Genomic DNA, 19,917 nt, shown 5'->3' with positions numbered 1-19,917 from the left:
CCGGCGGCCACGCGGACACCGCTGCAGCGAACCGAACGCTTCCCCACTCACACCAGAACACGAGGCCCACGCATGCTTCCCAAGTACCGTCTGATGGTCCCGGGACCGACGCCGCTGCCGCCCGCGGTCACCATGGCCGCGGTGCGGCCCATCGAGGATGAACGCACCCCCGAATACGGGGCTGTCTTCCGGCGGATCCTGGGCAACCTCAAGAAGGTCTTCCGCACCGAGAACACCGTCCTGGTCTTCACCTCCAGCATGACCGGCGCGTTCGAAGGAGCCGTTCAGAACCTGCTCTCGCCGGGCGACCACGTCCTGGTCGCGGTCAACGGCGTCTACGGCGACCGATGGGCCAAACTGTGCCGTGCCTTCGGCCTGAGGGTCACCGAGGTGCGCGCGGCCTGGGGCGAGAGCGTGGACATGGCCGAAGTGGCCCGCGCGCTGGCCGAGCACGACGACATCACGGCGGCAGTCGCTGTGCACTGTGAGACCTCGACGGGCGTCGTCAACGACATCGAAGCCTTCGGGCGGGTGGCCTCGAACGTCCTGACCGTGGTCGACACCGCCTCGGGTCTTGGGGCGTGTGAGCTGCGGACCGACGACTGGGGCATCGACGTGGTCGTCGCGGGAGGCCAGAAGGCTCTCATGACTCCACCCGGGGTGGCCTTCGTCAGCATCAGCGAGAACGCCTGGCGCCAGCACCGGAAGGCCACGCTGCCCCGGTTCTACTTCGACTGGACACAGGTGCGGGCCACGACCGAGAGCGCGCTGGCGCATACCCCCTGGACTCCGGCCATCACCTTGCTCAGCCAACTCGACGTGGCGCTGGCACAGATCCTCGAGGAGGGCCTGGAGAACGTCCTGCGGCGTCACGTCGTCCTCGGCAGGATGACCCGGTCCGGCGTGCGTGCCATTGGCCTGGAGGTGTACGGCACGGATGACGACGGTGCCGGATCCGTCACCGCCGTGCGCGTGCCCGCCGGCATAGATGTCGAGGGCCTCATCCGTTCGGCGTTCCTCCGGCACGGTGTCCAGTTCGTGGGCGGCCCCGGCGAGCTCGCGGGTCGCGTCCTGCGGATCGGCCACTGCGGTTACGTCGACGCCTTCGACGTGCTGAGTGCGCTGGGCGCTCTCGAGTTGTCGCTCGCCGCCGCCGGCCACGACCTCGTCGTCGGAGAGGGAGTGGCGGCCGCACTGCGCACCTTCCACGTGTCGGGGGACGCGGCATGACGCACGCCTCGACCGCCACCACTGCGACGCCGGGCCGGGACGACGCGGCAGCCGTGCTGCAGCCGCTGACCGAACTCTTCGCCGAGCAGGCGGCCCACCGCCCCGAGGCGCTCGCCGTCCTCGGCGACAGTCGGCAGCTGACCTACCGGGAGCTGGCCGAGGCCGCCGACCGGCTGGCGGGACGACTCGCCGCCCTGGGGCTGGGACCGGGCGACCGGGTCGGGGTCTGCCTGCCGCACTCCCCCGAGCTGCTGATCGCGCTGCTGGGTATCCTGACGGCCGGGGCGGCCTACGTCCCGCTCGATCTCGACTACCCGGCCCAGCGCCTGGAGTTCATCACCTCCGACATGGCGTTGAGCCATGTCGTCGTCTCACAGGAGACCGCCGACAGTTGTCCGGCCGGCTCCGCGTGCCTGGTCCCCGTCCGCGAACCGGACGCGGCATGCGGCGAATGGGCGCACGAACCGGCCGTCCGGTGGGTCCCGCCCAAGGCACCGGCAGGCGAAGACCCCGCCTGCGTCATCTACACCTCCGGCTCGACCGGGCGACCCAAAGGGGTTGTCATACCGCACCGGGCCCTGACCAATCTCGCGCTGGCGGCTGGAGAGGAGTTCCGGCTCGCGCCGGGAGACCGCTTCCTCGTGAACCTTTCGGCCGGCTTCTCCGGATCCCTGGAGGAACTGTTCCCCCCGCTGGTACACGGGGCGGCCGTCGTCATGCCGACCGAACGGCAGCGGCTGTCCACGGTGGACGGTCTCATGGCATGCCTGCAACGCCACGAGGTGACGGCACTCATCCTGACCACCGCGCTGTGGCACGTCGTGGTCCAGGAACTCGCCGACACCGGGGGACTGTTCCCCGACGGCGTGCGGCTCGTGGGAGTGTCGGGCGAGCGCTGCCACCCCGAGTTGCTGCCGTTGTGGGCACGCCTCCAGATACCCCTGGTGCACATCTACGGTCCGACCGAGTACACGGCGACCGTCACGTACTACACCCTGCCCGCGGGGGCACGCCTACCCGCAGGGTCGCTCCTCCCCATCGGCAAGCCGATCCGGGGCACTCGGGTGCACGTTCTCGACCCGGACCTGCGGCCGGTCGCCGAGGGAGCGGACGGAGAACTGTTCGTCGGCGGCGACTCGCTGGCCCTCGGCTACCACGACCGGCCCGAGCTCACGGCCGCGCGGTTCATCCCGGACCCGTCCGCGCCGAACATCCCGGACACCCACCGGTCGCGCCTCTACCGGACCGGAGACCGGGTGCGGCGCCGGCCGGACGGCAACCTGGAGTTCCTCGGCCGCATCGACGACCAGATCAAGATCCGCGGATACCGGGTCGAGCCGGGCGAGATCGAATCGGCCCTGGCCCGTCACCCAGGTGTACGGCAATCCGTCGTCACCGTGGCCGAGAGCGCCACCGGCCACCGCCGTCTGGTGGCCTACGTGGTGCCCGCCGCTGCCCCCGGTGCGGCCATGCCCACCGACGCCGAACTGCGCGCCGCACTCGCCCGCGAGCTGCCTGCGTACATGGTGCCCTCCAGCTACGTGCCGATCCCCGCGCTCCCGCTGAACAACCACGGCAAGATCGATCGAGCGGCCCTGCCCGAGCCTCCGGGGGCACGCCCCGACCTGGGTGTGGCCTACCGGGCACCGAGGACCGGGTCGGAGACCTACCTGTGCGAGCTGTGGGCCGAACTCCTCGGCATCGACGAGGTGGGTGCCGACGATCCCTTCCTCGCCCTAGGCGGCGACTCGCTCCTGACCCAGCGCGTCCTCGGCCGTATCCGCAGTGACCTCCGCCGCGATCCACGGGCCCGGGACGTGTTCGCCGCCCCCACGGTGCGCCGACTGGCGGCGGTCGTGGACGCGGCGCCTCCCTCGGGCACCGCGACCGCCGGGGTGCCCGACCTCGACGCGGCGCGCGCCCGCCGGGCCGACTTCGCCGAGCGGCTCGGAGCACGCAGCGGTCTGCCGGTGTTCGGCCCCCTCTCGGAGAGCCAGCGCGGGATCTGGTTCCATGGACTGCTCGCTCCCGCCAGCACCCTCTACCGCACTCCCTGGCTGTGCCGCCTCTCCGGACGCCTCCACCACGACGCCTTGCGAAAGGCCTTCGACGCCCTGGTCCTTCGGCACGAGGCGCTGCGCACCGCGTTCGCCAACATCGACGGCGAGCCCGCCCAAGTCGCCGGCTCCCCCGCCACGTTCACCATCGAGGACCTCCGGGAGGCCACCGACCCCGAGGCCGAAGCCCTGGAACGCGCGGCTGCACTCGGCCGGGCGCCCATGGACACCGCGAAGGGCCCGCTGCTGCGGATGAGCCTGCTCCGCGTCGGGAACGAAGAGCATCTCCTCGTCTGCGCGGCACATCACCTCATCCTCGACGGGCGCTCGCAGCAGGTGGTCCTGGAGCAGCTGGCCGACGCGTACGGCCGGGAACTCAGCACCCCCGGGCACCACCCGCAACCAAACGGGACAAAGGCCCGGCACACCGATTTCGCTGCCTGGCAAGCGGCGTTCCTCGACAGTCCCGAGGCCGCAGACCAGCTCGACTGGTGGCGTGAACAACTCGACGGCTCCACCCCCCTTTGGCCCGCCGCGCCGGACACCGGGACCGGCCGCGGGTTGGGGGACGAGACCTGTGACTCGATCACTTTCACGCTCGGCTCACGCACTGACCTCCACCGCGCGGCCACGGCCGCTGGTGTCACACCCTTCGTCGTGCTGCTCGCCTCCTTCCTGACCATGCTCAGGCGAGAGACCGGGCAGCAGGACTTCGCGGTCGGCACGCCAGTCCTCGGCCGGAGCCAGCCGGAGTTCCGCGACGTGGTCGGGATGTTCGTCAACACGCTGGTCATACGTCCACGTCTGGACGAGGACATGACGTACGACGAGGTACTCGACTCGGTGCACCAGTGCGTCCTGGACGCCTTCGCGCGCCAGGACGTGCCGATCGACCGGATCATCGCGCACACCGCGGGCGCCACCCGCCGAAGGGTCGGCGAGAACCCCTTCTTCAACGTCCTGTTCAACTACGAACGCAATGCGTCCCTGGATCTGGTATGGCCCGGGCTGACTCCGGGCCCTGCCCACGATCTGCCGACCGGCACGGCGCACACCGACCTCGTCCTGACGGTCACGGAGCACGCGGACCGCCTCGAAGGGCGCCTCGACCACCGCACGGCCCGCATCGACGCCGACACCGCGGCCAGGCTCGCGGCTGCGTGCCGCTCGCTCCCGGAACACGGGTTCCAAGCAATGGGAAGGGTCGAGAGCACGCCGGGACCCCGGCCGAACGCCTGAGAAACCCCCAGCTGTACCAGCACTACCGAAACGAGAAAGCTATGGACCCGCGCGAGTACCAACTCCTGCGCCACACATGGTTCCCGATCGCACGCATCGAAGACGTCACCGACCGGCCGGTCCAGGCCAACATCCTCGGCACCAAGCTCGTGGCGTACCGGGTCGGGGACACCCTCACCGTGGCCCGTGCCGCCTGCCCGCACCGCGGCGTGGACCTCTCCATGGGCGAGATCCGGGACGGCGGCCTCGAATGCCCGTACCACGGTTGGATCTTCTCGGCCGGCAGCGGCGTGTGCACGCACGTCCCCTCCCTGCCACCGGGAAGCACTCCGGTGCGCGCACGGCTTCAGACCTACCGGGTGGCAGAGGCCTACGGCCATGTCTGGAGCTGTCTGGAGGAGCCCTACCTGCCACTGCCCGAGCTGGCAGACGTGGGTACCGTCGAGTGGCAGCTCGCCTTCGGAGAGCCGAACGACCTCAACTGCGGCATGCGGCAACTCACCGAGAACTTCCGGGACATGGGTCACTTCCCGTTCGTGCACCAGGGCAGCATGGGGCCCGATGTGCGCCGTGTCGTGGACCCGTACCAGGTGCACCGCGACGGCTGGGACCTCGAATGGCAGCTCTCCACCGACCTGGGCGGCACGGCCCTGGAAGGGAACAAGGCACTCGGAACCGGGCAGACACTCACGTACCACCTGTCCCTGCCGATGTTCGCGTGGATCCGGACCACGTTTCCCGACGGCGGTCGCCGGCTCGTCGCGCAGTTCGCGACGCCCATCACCGAGGACGGCCTGCGCGTGCGGGAGTTCTGGGTGGTCGGGATTGACAGGATCGTGGCAGAACAGCACGGCGTGTCCATCGAGCAGATGTGGGAATACGAGCGGGTCATCTTCGAAGAGGACTTCCCCATCGTGGAGAACCAGGAGCCGCGCGAGGCTCCCCTGGACGTACACGCCCAGGCGCACGCCCCTGCCGACAAGTACTCCATCGCCTACCGTCGCACCTACATCGAACTCCTCGAAACCTTCACGAAGGAGAAGGGTCTGGACGCGCGGTGACCCCTCGCATCCACGCCCCCCGTTTCGCAGGCGAGGTCGCCCTGGTAACCGGCGCCGCCACCGGGATCGGTGCGGCAACCGCCCGTGCCCTTGCCGCTGAGGGCGCGGCCGTGGCCGTCAACCACTGGAACACGGAGAGCCAAGCCCGCGCCGTCGTCGAGGCGATCGAATCGGAGGGTGGCAGGGCGTTGGCCGTCGAGGCCGACGTATCCGACGCGCAGGCGGTCGCGCGGATGGTGGCGGCGGCCCACGAGGCCTTCGGGCCGATCGGGATCCTGGTCAACAACGCCGGCGTCATCTCCCGGGCAGCCGTCACGGAGCTCGAGGAAGCCGAGTGGGACCGGGTGCTCGACACCAACCTCAAGGGTGTCTACCTGGTCACCCGCGCGGTGGTTCCCGACATGATCGCGCGCGGTCGCGGGCGCGTCGTCAACATCTCCTCGGACCTGGCCCTCACCGGAGAGGCCCGACTCGTCCACTACTGCGCGGCCAAGAGCGGGGTCATCGGCCTGACCAAGGCACTCGCCCATGAACTGATCCCCCACGGCATCAATGTCAACGCGATCGCCCCCGGGATGACGGAGACCCCCATGCTCACCGCCAACCCGATCACGTACAACCCGGAGCGCGAGCGTTCCATCCCGGCCGGCCGCTGGGGCAGGCCGGAGGACATCGCGGCCAGCGTGTGCTTCCTGGCCTCCGCGGAAGCCGACTACTACGTGGGTTGGCTGCTGAGCCCCAATGGCGGGATCGCGATGTGACCGCGCGGCCCGCGCAATGCGAAAGCCACCCCGACGAGGAAGAACTTCCATGATCAGGATTGCGGTGCACCCGCAGCCCCTCCCGACGGCCCTGCGCGCCGCCCTCGAACAGGCGCCCTGCGAGCAGGTTCCGCCCGAACGGGCGGAGGCGCTCGTCTGGCTCGGCTCGGACCCCGCAGCGCTCACCGCGCAACTCGCCCGCATGCCACACGTCCGTTGGGTACAGCTGCCGTGGTCGGGCGTGGAGGAATACACGCCCTTCATGCGGGCCGACGTACGTTGGACCTCTGCCCGCGGAGTGCTGGCCGAGCCGGTGGCCGAGCACGCGCTGATGCTGTCGATGCTCGCGCTGCGCTCGGCCGACCGCTCGGTGCGCCGGGGCCGCTGGTCACCCCAGGAGCCGCGCTCCTTGTACGGCGCCGACGTGGTGATCGTCGGCGCCGGCGAGGTGGCCGAAGCCCTGCTGCGGCTGCTCGCCCCGCTGCGGGTCCGGCCCACGGTCGTACGCCGACGCGCCGAGCCCGTGGAGGGAGCGGTGCGCGTCGTGACGTCCGACCGGCTGGTCGACGTCGTGGCGACGGCCGACGTGGTGGTACTCGCCGCGGCACTCACGGACGGCACCCGCGGCCTGATCGACACGGAGGTGTTGGCGGCCATGCGCCCGGACGCCTGCCTCGTCAACGTGGCGCGCGGAGGACTCGTCGTCACCGACGACTTGATCACGGCACTGCGCGAGCAACGGATCGGCGCCGCGGCGCTCGACGTGACGGATCCGGAGCCGCTCCCCGAAGGCCATCCGCTGTGGGACTTGGAGAACTGCTTCCTCACCGCCCACTGCGCGGGTGACCTGCCGTACTCATGGCCTGCCTTCGCCGATCTGGTCCGCGACAACATCGAACGTCTCGCCCGGGGCCACGAGCCGCGGAACACCGTTTCCGCCGAGCTCGGCTACTGAGCCGCCCGCCCCTGCGGCGACCACGAGCAAGCAAGACGCGGGGACCGTCCGACCGGACCGGGACCCCATCACGCAGTTGACGAAGGGAATGTTCTTCCATGGCAGGGACTGACCGGGAACCCGGCGGCACCGGCGATCAGGTGCGGGCCGCAGCCGCGATGCGGTATCCGCTGTCACCCTCCCAGCACGGCATGTGGTTCCTCGACCAGCTGATGCCGGGCCGGACGCTCTACAGCATCCCCTGGGCGGTGCGCGTGCGCGGCCCGATCGAGGCGGGCGCCTTGCGCGCGGCCGTCGACGAGACGGCCCGTCGACACGACGCCCTCCGCTCGCGCTTCGTCAGCACGGACGGCGTTCCGTCCCAGATCGTCGAGGAGGGTCAGCGTCCGGAGTGGCGTGAGACCGACCTCACGCACGCTGACGAGGCGCAAAGGGAGCTTCTGCTGGCCCATGCGCTGCGAGCCGCAGGAGAACGACCCTTCGACCTCACCCGCGGGCAGTTGCTGCGTGTCGAACTGATCACGCTCGCCCCGCAGAACCACGTCGTCCTGTTCACCGCGCACCACATCGTCTTCGACGGCTGGTCCCGCGAGCTCCTGCACAAGGAGATCGACGCCCATTACGAGGCGTTCGAGGCGGGCCGACCGAGCCCCCTGCCGCCGCTGCCCGCACAGTACGGCCCCTACGCGCAAAGCCTGCGCGAGCGCGTGGACGTCCACGGGCTCGAGGAACAGCTCGCCCACTGGGAGGAGCGCATGCGCGGGGTCGGCGGGCCACTCGGACTCCCGGGGGATCGTCCTCGTCCGCCCCGGCCCGACCACGCGGGTGCCGCCTGCCTGGTGCCGCTGCCCCAGGGCCTGGAGGAGCGGATACGGGCCACGGCCCGGGAACAGCGCTGCAGCCCGTTCATGGTCTGCTTCGCTGCGTTCGCAACGTTCCTTCACCGGTCTACCGGACGCCCGGACGTGGTCGTCGGCGTGCCCGCGGCAGGACGCACCCGCCCGGAGGCCGCAGACCTCATAGGGCTGTTCGTCAACACCCTGCCGCTGCGCAGCGATCTCGGCGGAACACCCACGTTCACCGAGCTGCTCCATCAGGTGCGGTCCACCGCACTGGCGGCTCTCACACATCAGGACGTCCCGCTGGACGTCCTGATGCAGCGGCTATGCCCTGAGCGTGATCCGGCGGGATCGCACCCGCTGTTCGGGATCATCTTCTCCGCGGAGGACCGTACGCCGCCCCGTGACGCGCACCCGGGGCTGCTCCGCAGCGGTGAGCACGAGGAGGTGTGGACCGGCACGGCCAAGGTCGACCTCACCGTGACGGTCGTCACCGGATCCGACCGGCCCCACCTCCAGCTGGAGTACTCGACTGCGCTCTACGACGAGGCGACGGTGCGCCGGTTCGCCGACCGGTACCTCCGGCTGCTGGCAGGTCTGATGGCGGAGCCCGAGCGTCGGATCGAGGAGCCCCCGATGCTCTCCGAGGAGGAGTCACTGCGCGGCGAGCAGGAGATCCTGATCGCGCCCGAGTCCCCGGCCCCGGCCGGTTCCGCAGCCGCGTACACGCCTCCGGCCGCGGATCCGGGCGAGCTGACGAGGGAACTGCGTGAGGTGTACGCCGATCTCCTCGACCTGCCGGCGAAAGAGGACGGCACGCCTTCGGTGGCGGAACACGAGAGCTTCTTCGAAGTCGGAGGCTATTCGCTGCTCGCCGTCCAACTGATCGGCCGGATCAAAGCGAAACTCGGTGTGGAGGTCGGGATTCGTGATGTCTTCGAGGCTTCGACGCCGGCCGGGCTGGCGCAGCGGGTGGCCGCCGCGCGTTCGGCCGGGGGCCGGCCGGCACTGGTGCCGGCGGTGCGGCCGGATGTCGTGCCCCTGTCCTTCGCCCAGCGCCGGCTGTGGTTCCTGGCACAGCTGGAGGGGCCGAACAGCACGTACAACGTGCCGGTGGTGCTCCGGCTCGCGGGCACGGTCGATCCGGCAGTACTCCAGGCCGCGCTCGTGGACCTGGTGACCCGACACGAGGTCCTGCGCACCGTCTACCGGGTGTCCGGCGAGGAACCCTGCCAGATCGTGCTCGATCCGGCGCAGGGCGCACCAACCCTGGTCATCCGGGACTGTGACCCCTCCGGTTCGGTCGGCGAGGTCGAGGCCGCGGTCAACGAACCCTTCGATCTCGGCTCCGACCTCCCTCTCAGGGCGACGCTGGTGACTACGGGCCCCGACCGACACGCACTGGTGTTGACCATCCATCACATCGCCTTTGATGGCTGGTCCTTGGGGCCGCTCGTGAAGGATCTGAGCCTCGCGTACTCGGCGCGTCTGTCGGGCAGCGAGCCGGATTGGGCGCCGCTTCCGGTGCAGTACGTCGACTACACCCTGTGGCAGCGCGCCTACCTGGGCGACGACGACTCCGGTCTCCTCGCCGACCAGGTCCGGTACTGGACGAAGGCCCTCCAGGGCGCACCGCAGGAACTCGCACTTCCGTACGACCGGTCACGCCCGGCCCAGCCGACCCACCGGGGAGCGACCGTCTCACTGGAGATCCCCGCCACGACCCACGCACGGATCACCGCACTGGCCCGCTCACACGACGCGACGGTCTTCATGGTGCTCCACGCCGCGCTCGCCACACTCCTCCACCGCCTCGGCGCCGGGAACGACATCCCCCTCGGTACGAACCATGCGGGCCGCACCGATGAGGCGCTGGACCGGGCGGTCGGGTTCTTCGTGAACACGCTCGTCCTGCGCACCGACCTCTCGGGCGACCCCACCTTCACGCAACTCCTCGCCCGCGTCCGGGACACCGACCTCGAGGCCTATACCCATGCCGACGTGCCCTTCGAGCGCGTCGTCGAAGCCGTCAACCCCACCCGCTCACCCGCCCGCCACCCCCTCTTCCAAGTGGCTCTGTGGTTCAACAACCAATCGCCCGTGGACGGGGCGGCCCATCATTGGTCCGGGGTCGACTGCTCCGTCGATCAGGGCGGGCTCAAGGCGGCGAAGTTCGATCTGATCTTCGACATGGCCGAGCGGTACGACGACCACGGAGTACCGGCCGGCCTCACCGGTGTCGTGGAGTACGCCACCGACCTCTTCGACCAGGCCACGGCCGACCTCCTGGCCCGCCGCCTCGAACACCTCCTGACCGCGCTCACCACCCACCCCGACCTCCCCATCGGCCACGCCGACATCCTCACCGACGACGAACGCCGACGACTCACCGACCTCAACGACACCACCACCCCACCCACCCCCCACACCACCGTCCCCGAACTCTTCGAAGCACAAGCCGCCCGCACCCCCCACGCCATCGCCGTCCGCTACCACGACGAACACCTCACCTACGCCCAGCTCAACGAACAGGCCAACCGACTCGCCCACCACCTGCGCAGCCACGGCACAGGCCCCGAGGACTACGTCGCCCTCGCACTACCCCGATCACCGGCACTGCTCACCGCCGCCCTCGCCGTGCTCAAGGTCGGCGCCGCCTACCAGCCGATCGACCTGAACTACCCGGCCGAGCGGATCGCCTACATCCTCGGAGACGCCGCGCCGTCCTGCGTCCTCACCACCGGTGACGTCGAGCACGTCCTGCCCGCAGGTGACACCGTGAGGGTGCTGCTGGAGGAAGTACGGGCGAGGCCTCTTTCCCCGACGAACCTGCTCGACCAGGACCGCACCCGGCCTCTGGGTTCGCAGAACCCCGCGTACGTCCTCCATACCTCCGGGTCCACCGGCCGGCCCAAGGGCGTGGTGGTCACCCAGGGCAACGTCGTCGACTTCTGCCTGTGGGCCGCGCAGGACTACGGCCCCGAGCGGATGGCCCACACGCTCCTGTCCACGTCCCTCAACTTCGACGTGTCGGTCTTCGAGTGGCTCGTCCCGCTCACTCTGGGCGGAACCGTCGAGATCGTGCGGGATCTGCTGGAGGTCACCCAGCGGGGCGGCTGGTCCGGAACTCTCATCAGCGGCGTGCCGTCCGTCTTCGCCGCCGTCCTCGGCGGCGGCCCGGTGCAGCTGAACGCCGGCGACGTGGCCCTGTGCGGTGAAGCGGTCCCGCCCCAGCTCGTGAAGGACCTGCGCACGGCACTCCCGAAAGCCAGGATCGCCAATATCTACGGGCCCACCGAGTGCACCGTCTACGCCACCGCCTGGTACGACGACGGCAACACCGACGGCGTCGCCCCGATCGGCCGGCCCATGGCCAACACCCGCGCCTACGTCCTGGACCACCGGTTGCGGCTGGTACCGCCGGGTGTGACGGGAGAGCTGTATCTCGCCGGCGCTGGGCTGGCCCGCGGCTACCTCAAGCGCCCCGACCTCACGGCGGAACGATTTGTCGCGAACCCGTTCGGCCCGGCCGGGGACCGCATGTACCGCACCGGGGACATAGCCCGCTGGAACCGTGACGGACAGCTGGAGTTCGTCGGCCGAGCAGACGACCAGGTCAAGATCCGGGGCTTCCGGATCGAGCCGGCCGAGATAGCAGCCGTCATCGACCGCCACCCGTCGGTGGGCCAGTGCTTGGTGACGGTCCGCGAGGACCGGCCCGGCGTGAAGGAACTCGTGGCGTACGTCATTCCGACCGAACCTGTCCACGGACTCCGTGTCGAGCCACTGCGCGAACACGCCCGCGCCCTGCTTCCCGAGTACATGATCCCCACCGCGTTCGTCGTCATGGACGCCTTCCCGCTCGCCCCGAACGGCAAGCTGGACCGGCGCTCCCTGCCCGTGCCCGTGCGTGCGGCCAACGCCTCGACGCGCGAACCACGCAACTCCGTCGAGCAGGCCTTGTGCCGGGTCTTCGCCGAGCTCCTTGCCTCACCCGGTGTTGGCGTCGACGAAGACTTCTTCGATCTCGGCGGCCACTCCCTCCTCGCGACCCGCCTGATCAGCCGCGTACGAGGAGTGCTCGGTGTGGAGGTCGGGATTCGTGATGTCTTCGAGGCTTCGACGCCGGCCGGGCTCGCGCAGCGGGTGGCCGCCGCGCGTTCGGCCGGGGGCCGGCCGGCACTGGTGCCGACGGTGCGGCCGGATGTCGTTCCCCTGTCGTTCGCGCAGCGCAGGCTGTGGTTCCTGGCACAGCTGGAGGGGCCGAACAGCACGTACAACGTGCCGGTGGTGCTCCGGCTCGCGGGCACGGTCGATCCGTCGGCACTCCAGGCCGCGCTCGTGGACCTGGTGACCCGACACGAGATCCTGCGCACCGTCTACCGCGTGTCCGGCGAGGAACCCTGCCAGATCGTGCTCGACCCGGCACAGGGCGCACCAACCCTGGCGATCCGGGACCGTGACCCCTCGGAGGCCGACCGTGAGGTCGACACCGCCGTCAACGAGCCCTTCGACCTGGCCTCGGACCTCCCGGCGCGGGCGACCTTGCTGAACATGGGCGTCGACCGGCATGTGCTCGTCCTGAACATCCATCACATCGCGTGTGATGGCTGGTCCTTGGGGCCGCTCGTGCAGGACCTCAGCCTGGCCTACTCGGCGCGCCTGTCGGGCAGCGAGCCGGCATGGACGCCGCTGCCGGTGCAGTACGTCGACTACACCCTGTGGCAGCGCACCTACCTGGGCGACGACGACTCCGGCCCGCTCGCCGACCAGGTCCGGTACTGGACGAAGGCCCTCCAGGGCGCACCGCAGGAACTCGCACTTCCGTACGACCGGTCACGCCCGGCCCAGCCGACCCACCGGGGAGCGACCGTCTCACTGGAGATCCCCGCCACGACCCACGCACGGATCACCGCACTGGCCCGCTCACACGACGCGACGGTCTTCATGGTGCTCCACGCCGCGCTCGCCACGCTCCTCCACCGCCTCGGCGCAGGGAACGACATCCCCCTCGGAACCGATGTGGCCGGCCGCGACGACGACGCGCTGGATCGGGCGGTCGGGTTCTTCGTGAACACGCTCGTCCTGCGCACCGACCTCTCGGGCGACCCCACCTTCACGCAACTCCTCGCCCGCGTCCGGACCACCGACCTGGAAGCCTATGTCCACGCCGACGTGCCCTTCGAGCGCGTCGTCGAAGCCCTCAACCCCACCCGCTCACCCGCCCGCCACCCCCTCTTCCAGGTGATGGTGTCCTTGGACAACACGGCGGGCATCCCGGCCACAGGACTCGACGGTCTGTCCGGTACCACGGAGACCGGCAGGCTGGCCTCGGCGAAGTTCGATCTGATCTTCGACATGGCCGAGCGGCACGACGACCACGGAGTACCGGCCGGCATCGCCGGTGTCGTGGAGTACGCCACCGACCTCTTCGACCAGGCCACGGCCGACCTCCTGGCCCGCCGCCTCGAACACCTCCTGACCGCGCTCACCAACGACCCCGATCTCCCCATCGGCGACGTCGACATCCTCACCGACGACGAACGCCGACGACTCACCGACCTCAACGACACCGCCACCCCCGCCTCCAGCCACTCCACCGTCCCCGAACTCTTCGAAGCACAAGCCGCCCGCACCCCCGACGCCATCGCCGTCCGCTGCCAGGACGAACACCTCACCTACGCCCAGCTCAACGAACAGGCCAACCAACTCGCCCACCACCTGCGCAGCCACGGCACAGGCCCCGAGGACTACATCTCCCTCGCCCTCCCCCGGTCCGTACGGTTCATCGTCGCGCTGCTCGCGGTTCTGAAGTCCGGTGCCGCCTACCTGCCGATCGACCTGGAGTATCCGGCCGACCGCATCGCACACGTGCTGGACGACGCCCGACCGGCTCTGGTCCTGACGGACTCGACAGGGCAGGACCGCCTGCCCACGACCGCCACCGCTGCGCGGCTCGTGCTCGACGATCCCGGCGTGGCGCTCGCGGAACGCCCCGCCACCAACCCGCCCCGCGACGCGCTGCGGCCGCACCACCCCGCGTACGTCATCTACACCTCGGGCTCCACGGGCCGGCCCAAGGGCGTCGTGGTCACCCACGCCAACCTCACCCATCTGGCCGCGGCGTACGAGAAGGTACTGCTCGGCTCCGAGAAGCCGTTGCGGATCGGCGCGATGGCGTCCTTCTCCTTCGACTCGTCGACCACCGACATCCTCGGCATGATTGCCGGGCACGAGCTGCACGTCCTGGACGACGCCACCCGCCGGGACCCGGACGCCCTCGTCGGCCATGCCGCGTCGTTCGGCCTCGACATGCTCAACATCACCCCGACTTACGCACGACAGCTGCTGGCCGCGGGGCTGCTCGCCGAGGAAGGGCACCGTCCGGCCCTGCTCTGGATCGGCGGTGAGGACATCGGCCGAGACCTCTGGGAGGAGCTGGGCACGCACGCGGACCTGCGCGGCTACAACTCGTACGGACCGACCGAGTGCACCGTGGACGTCCTGTACGCCGAAGTCCGCGGGGGAACGGCTCCGACCCTCGGCAGGCCGCTGCCCAACACCCGGGTCCACGTTCTGGACGCACGCCTGACCCCCACCCCGACCGGAGTGGCCGGCGAGCTGTACGTCTCCGGCGCGGGGCTGGCACGCGGCTATCTCAACCGCCCCGAGCTGACGGCCGAACGCTTCGTCGCCAACCCGTTCGGCGAACCGGGCGAGCGGATGTACCGGACCGGTGACCTCGTACGGCTCCGCACCGACGGCACCCTCGAGTATCTGGGCCGCGCCGACCGTCAGGTGAAGCTGCGCGGGTTCCGCGTTGAACCCGGCGAGATCGAAGCCGCACTCATCTCGCACCCAGCGGTGGCGCAGGTCGCCGTCGTGGCACGCGAGGACCGGCCGGGGGACCAGCGGCTGGTGGCGTACGTCGTACCGGACGAAGCCCACAGCGCCGGGGGTGTCAGCGCTGCTGAGCTGCGCGCTCACGTCTCCGCCACCCTGCCCGGCCACATGGTGCCCGCGGCGTTCCCCGTACTGGACGCGCTTCCCCTGACCGTCAACGGCAAGCTGGACCGTACCGCCCTGCCTGCACCGAGCTACTCGGCCGACGGCGAGCTGCGCGGACCTCGAGACCACCGCGAGGAACAGCTGTGCCGGATCTTCGCAGAGCTTCTCGGCGCGTCCCGCGTCGGCATCGACGACGGCTTCTTCGACCTGGGTGGTCACTCCCTCCTCGCGGCACGGCTGGTCAAACGGATCGGTGCCGAGCTGGGGCTCGAGGTGAGCGTCCGGGATGTCTTCGACACCCCCACGGTGGCCGGGCTGCTGGACGGCTCGGGCGATCAGGAGGCGCGACGGGAGAGCTCCTTGCGCACCCTGCTGCCGATCCGTGCGGGCGCCGCGCACAGCCCCCTGTTCTGCGTGCATCCGGTACTCGGGATGAGCTGGTGCTATGCGGGGCTCGCGGCGCACCTGCACCCCCGGACCGGGCTGTACGGTCTGCAGACCCGGGGGCTACTGGAGCCGGAGCGGCTGCCCACGAGCATCGCCGAGATGGCCGCGGCCTACCTCACCCACGTGCGCGCGGTGCAGCCGACGGGCCCGTACCGTCTGCTGGGGTGGTCCTTCGGAGGCCTGGTCGCGCATGAGATGGCGGTACGGCTCCGTGCCGCCGGCGAAGAGGTCGCACTGCTCGCGCTGCTCGACAGCTATCCGCGCCCGGGTGACGGGACGGACACGGCTGCGGACTGGGCCGAGGTGGTCGCGGATCTGCTCGGTGAAGGTGCGGACGTGGCGGGGGCGCTCGCCGAGCACCCCGTGCGACCCGACGATCAGGCGCTCGCCGCCCTCGTCGCGCGCGACAACCCCGCGCTGGCCGCCCTCGAACCACGACAGATCGCGGGCCTCGCTCATGCGGTCGCCCGCCACATCGAACTGATGGACCGCCACACCCCGGGCTGTTACGACGGCGACGTCGTCTTCTTCCGTGCCGCTCGCGCCTCGGACGGGCTGACGCAACCGTCCGTGAGTGCCACCTGGCGGTCCCACGTGCTCGGTGACATCGAGGTCCACGACGTGGACAGCACTCATCTGGGCATGGCCGCGCCGACCCCGCTGGCTGCCATCGGCCGGGTGCTGCGGCACCTCACCCGGGAGAAATGACATGAATCCGCCGAACGGGCCCGAGGGCGAACTGCCCGGCCCCCGCGGTCACGGCGGCTTCGAGGGACACGAGGGGGAGGGCCACACCGCACCGATGGCCGCCCCCGGCCTTCTGGACGCGATCGGACGCGTCCAGAGCCGCACCTTCACAGAGGAGATCGAGGCATGAATCCATTCGACGACCCGGACGGCGAGTTCCTGGTGCTGGTCAACGACGAGAGTCAGTACTCGCTGTGGCCGGGCTTCGCGGAGGTCCCGCCGGGCTGGTCGGTCACCGCGGGGCCGGGCAGCCGACAGTCCTGCGTGGACCACATCGAAGCCCAGTGGACCGACATGCGCCCGGTGAGCGCCCGCGTGGACGGGAGCGCCTGACCCATGCTCCTCTCAGGACCGCGGTCGCCGCGCCACAGCTCTCCTTTCGTCCACCGGGTCTTCGAGGCCCATGCGTCCGACCGCCCGGGTGCCCCGGCGGTCACGGATTCGACCGGCCAGTACACGTACGGGGAACTCAACACGCGCGCCAACCGGTTCGCTCACACTCTCACCGCCCGCGGGATCGGTCCCGGTTCCCTGGTCGGGGTGTGTCTGCATCGCTCGGTCGACTTGGTGGTCGCCGTCCTCGGGGTGCTCAAGTCGGGTGCGGCGTACGTGCCGCTCGACCCGACCTACCCCGCGGAGCGGCTGCGCCTGAACGTCGCCCAGCTTCCTGCCATGACCCATGTGGTGGCCTCGGATGCAACGCGGCGACTCGTCGACCACGGCGGCATCGAGGTCCTCGCCCCGGACGTCGCCACGGCCGGGTCCTGCGATCAGGCGTCCGAGGGCGATCCCCGTCCTGACCTCGCCCCGGATGCTCCGTGCTACGTGGTGTTCACTTCTGGGTCGACCGGTACGCCGAAAGCCGCAGCCGTCCGGCACGAGGGCTGGTTCAACCTGCTGGAATCGCTCGCCGACTCGTACGGACTCGGTGTGGAGTCGTCCAACCTGGTTGTCAGCTCATTCGGGTTCGACATCACCCAGCGCAGTCTGCTGATGCCCCTGTTCACCGGTGCCACGTTGCATCTTCTGCCCAGCCGGCGATTCGACGTGCTGCTCGCCCGCCGGCTCATTCGTGAATTCGGTGTGAGAACGCTGCACTGTGCTCCCAGCACCCTCTACCTGCTGGTCGGGGAGGGGGATGAGGATGAGGCGAATTCCCCACTGGCATCGCTGCGGGTGCTCTTCTGCGGGGGCGAGGCACTGTCGGCGGGACGGGTCTCCCCTTGGGCGCGCGGTCCAGGACACCGCTGTCGTATCGTCAACCTGTACGGAGTCGCCGAGTGCAGCGATGCGTCCACGGCGCACGAACTGCACGACTGGGACCGGTACGTGACCAGCGGTGTGCCCGCAGGGCTTCCGCTCGCCAACACCGACGTGTACGTCCTGGGCGGTGATCTGGCGCCGGTGGCCCCGGGCGAGACCGGCGAGATCTGCGTGGCGGGGCGCGGTGTCGGCGCCGGGTACCTCAACGCCGACCCGCTGAGCCGGCAGCGGTTCACCCGTCTGGACACGCCCCAAGGGGCCGTTGAGCTGTACCGCACCGGGGATCTCGGGCGCGTCGGCTCCGACGGTGAACTGATCTTTGTCGGGCGGACAGATTCCCAGGTCAAGGTGCGCGGCATGCGGGTCGACCTGGGGGATGTCGAGACAGCGCTGCGGACGCTGCCCGATGTCGCCGACGCGGCAGCCGTCACGACCCGCGGGGGCGAGCTGATCGCGTACGTCGTACCGGCGCCGTCGATGATGGTGGACGCCCAGGCCGTGCGGGTCGCCGTCCGGTCTTCCGTGCCGGATCACATGGTCCCGCAGCATGTCGTCCTGATGCCGACGTTCCCTCTCAGCCCCAATGGAAAGGTCGACCGGACGGCTCTGACCCGTCTGGCACACAACTGAGGAACTCTCTTGATCACTGAGCAGATGCACGACATATGGGCCGAGGTCCTGGGCCTGGACGACTTCTCCGACGACGACGATTTCTTCATGCTGGGCGGGCACTCCCTGCTGATGGTGCGCATGCAGGCGCTCATCAAGCAGCGTCTTGACGTCGAGGTGCCGATGGACGAGCTTTTCGAACGACCGACGGTGGCAGGCGTCTGCGCGTACCTGCAGAGCGGAGCATCCCTGTGATGCCGTCTGCCGGCGTGCCTCCCCTGATCCGGTCCTTCCGGGACATCACCGCGTCCATCCGGTCCGCGCCCGACCATCCGGTCGTCACCCTGTTCAGCGGCGGGCTCGACAGCACCTATCTGCTGCACCGGCTGCGGCTGGCGGGCGCCTCGAACGTGCACGCCGTCAGCGTCGGCCTCGACGCGGACGAGGGGCACGACCTCCAGGAACAGGTCACAGCCAAGCTGGGCGTCACACTGCATGTGGTCGATGCACGGGAGCGGTTCGCGGCCGACTTCATCCGTCCGGCCATCGCTGCACAAGCGGTGTACTTGGGCACCCACCCCATCAGCTCGTCGCTCAGCCGACCCTTGATCGCGGCGAAGGCGGTCGAGGTGGCAGACCGGCTCGGTGCACGGCTGCTGCTGCACACGGCGAACCGCTCCCAGAACACCCTCCGGCGGCTCAACGGAGCCCTGGACCTGCTCGGCTGGCGCGGCCGCTACGGCAGCCCGTACGACCTGGACCCAGTGGACCGGACACAGAAGATTCAGGAACTGAAGGAGGTCGGGGTCGACGAGTTGGACGGCCGCACAGTGAGCGGCGACTCCAATCTGTGGTGCCGGGAGTTCGAGTCCGGACTCCTGGATGATCCCGAGGCGCACGCGGTACCGGAGGAACTGTACCGGTGGAGCAGGCTCCCGGACGCTCACGCTGTCGGCTTCGATACGGTCGAGGTGGCGTTCCAGGGGGGCGTTCCCGTGGCAGTCGACGGTACTGCGCTCGCGCTCCCCGAGCTGATCGCCGAGCTGAACGCGCGCGTGGGCCGCTACGGCATGGGCCGCTACAGCGGCCTGGAACATCTGGACCACGGGGAGAAGGTACTGGAGATCCGCGAGATGCCGGCGGCCTGGCTGCTGCTGCGCGGCTACCGGCTCTTGGAGAACGCCGTGCTCGACGCGGAGACCCTGCGGGAGAAGATGCCGCTCGAACAGCTCTGGGTACGCGAGGCTCTGGAGGGCCGCTGGTACGGGGAACTCAGGGCGGCTGTCCAGGCATTCATCGAAGTCTGCTCACGTGACATCACGGGCTCGGTTCGCTGGCGGCTCTCACCGGGCTCGGCCGAGACCCGCTCGATCGTCGCCGAGCGCCCCCGCTACCTGCGAGACCGGGAGACCTGGGAGCGGCGGTCGATCGCGGCGGAGGTCGCCTCGCACCGGCCCGGCATCTGACCAGTCGCCACTGGCGTCAGGTCTACGGACGAGATTTCCAGACCCTAGCCTTCTGCGGCGCCCTTCAGCTGTCCGCGGCAGCCGAAGAGTCCGGGGAGCAGACCTCTCGGCACGAGTTTCCTCTGCCGAGAGGCACCCCCCCCCATTTCCTCGCCCTTCGTCTCACCAAACAAGCCCGCCAAGTGAGCCCGTTGATCGGTGAGGCCAGTGGTCCGTTGATCTACTTCCCGATGCG

At 70.0% G+C, this 19,917-nt stretch carries 11 protein-coding genes; all 11 read left to right on the top strand.

The window, feature by feature from the left end:
- Positions 1-72: 72 nt before the first annotated feature.
- Positions 73-1,230, top strand: coding sequence for a pyridoxal-phosphate-dependent aminotransferase family protein (locus tag OG553_RS30105; protein ID WP_405981986.1), 1,158 nt, complete (start codon positions 73-75; stop codon positions 1,228-1,230).
- Entirely contained in the window at positions 1,227-4,526 is a 3,300-nt protein-coding gene (locus OG553_RS30100; protein ID WP_405981985.1) for an amino acid adenylation domain-containing protein, read from the top strand. Before OG553_RS30105 ends, OG553_RS30100 begins: the two co-directional genes overlap by 4 nt.
- Positions 4,527-4,567: 41 nt before the next feature.
- Positions 4,568-5,587 carry a Rieske 2Fe-2S domain-containing protein gene (locus OG553_RS30095; RefSeq protein WP_405981984.1) on the top strand — a complete coding sequence of 340 codons (1,020 nt, stop codon included), beginning with the start codon at positions 4,568-4,570 and terminating at the stop codon, positions 5,585-5,587.
- Positions 5,584-6,348, top strand: a complete 765-nt coding sequence (locus tag OG553_RS30090) for an SDR family NAD(P)-dependent oxidoreductase (RefSeq protein WP_405981983.1) — start codon at positions 5,584-5,586, stop codon at positions 6,346-6,348. Before OG553_RS30095 ends, OG553_RS30090 begins: the two co-directional genes overlap by 4 nt.
- Before the next feature lie 49 nt (positions 6,349-6,397).
- Entirely contained in the window at positions 6,398-7,303 is a 906-nt protein-coding gene (locus OG553_RS30085) for an NAD(P)-dependent oxidoreductase (protein WP_405981982.1), read from the top strand.
- 98 nt (positions 7,304-7,401) lie between these two features.
- Complete coding sequence (locus OG553_RS30080) at positions 7,402-16,305, top strand: amino acid adenylation domain-containing protein (RefSeq protein ID WP_405981981.1); 8,904 nt, start codon at positions 7,402-7,404, stop codon at positions 16,303-16,305.
- A gap of 1 nt (position 16,306) precedes the next feature.
- Complete coding sequence (locus tag OG553_RS30075) at positions 16,307-16,474, top strand: hypothetical protein (RefSeq protein ID WP_405981980.1); 168 nt, start codon at positions 16,307-16,309, stop codon at positions 16,472-16,474.
- Positions 16,471-16,677 carry an MbtH family protein gene (locus tag OG553_RS30070; protein ID WP_405981979.1) on the top strand — a complete coding sequence of 69 codons (207 nt, stop codon included), beginning with the start codon at positions 16,471-16,473 and terminating at the stop codon, positions 16,675-16,677. The genes OG553_RS30075 and OG553_RS30070 overlap by 4 nt, the downstream gene beginning before the upstream one ends.
- A gap of 3 nt (positions 16,678-16,680) precedes the next feature.
- Positions 16,681-18,237, top strand: coding sequence for an amino acid adenylation domain-containing protein (locus OG553_RS30065; RefSeq protein ID WP_405981978.1), 1,557 nt, complete (start codon positions 16,681-16,683; stop codon positions 18,235-18,237).
- A 9-nt stretch (positions 18,238-18,246) separates the two neighbouring features.
- Positions 18,247-18,471 carry an acyl carrier protein gene (locus OG553_RS30060; protein WP_405981977.1) on the top strand — a complete coding sequence of 75 codons (225 nt, stop codon included), beginning with the start codon at positions 18,247-18,249 and terminating at the stop codon, positions 18,469-18,471.
- Positions 18,471-19,682, top strand: coding sequence for an argininosuccinate synthase-related protein (locus OG553_RS30055; protein WP_405981976.1), 1,212 nt, complete (start codon positions 18,471-18,473; stop codon positions 19,680-19,682). Before OG553_RS30060 ends, OG553_RS30055 begins: the two co-directional genes overlap by 1 nt.
- The last annotated feature ends 235 nt before the right edge of the window (positions 19,683-19,917 follow it).

The organism is Streptomyces sp. NBC_00158 (genome assembly GCF_045160885.1).
Lineage (GTDB): Bacteria > Actinomycetota > Actinomycetes > Streptomycetales > Streptomycetaceae > Streptomyces.
Note: the sequence above shows the minus strand (reverse complement) of the source record. Positions and strands in the feature narration are given on the sequence as shown.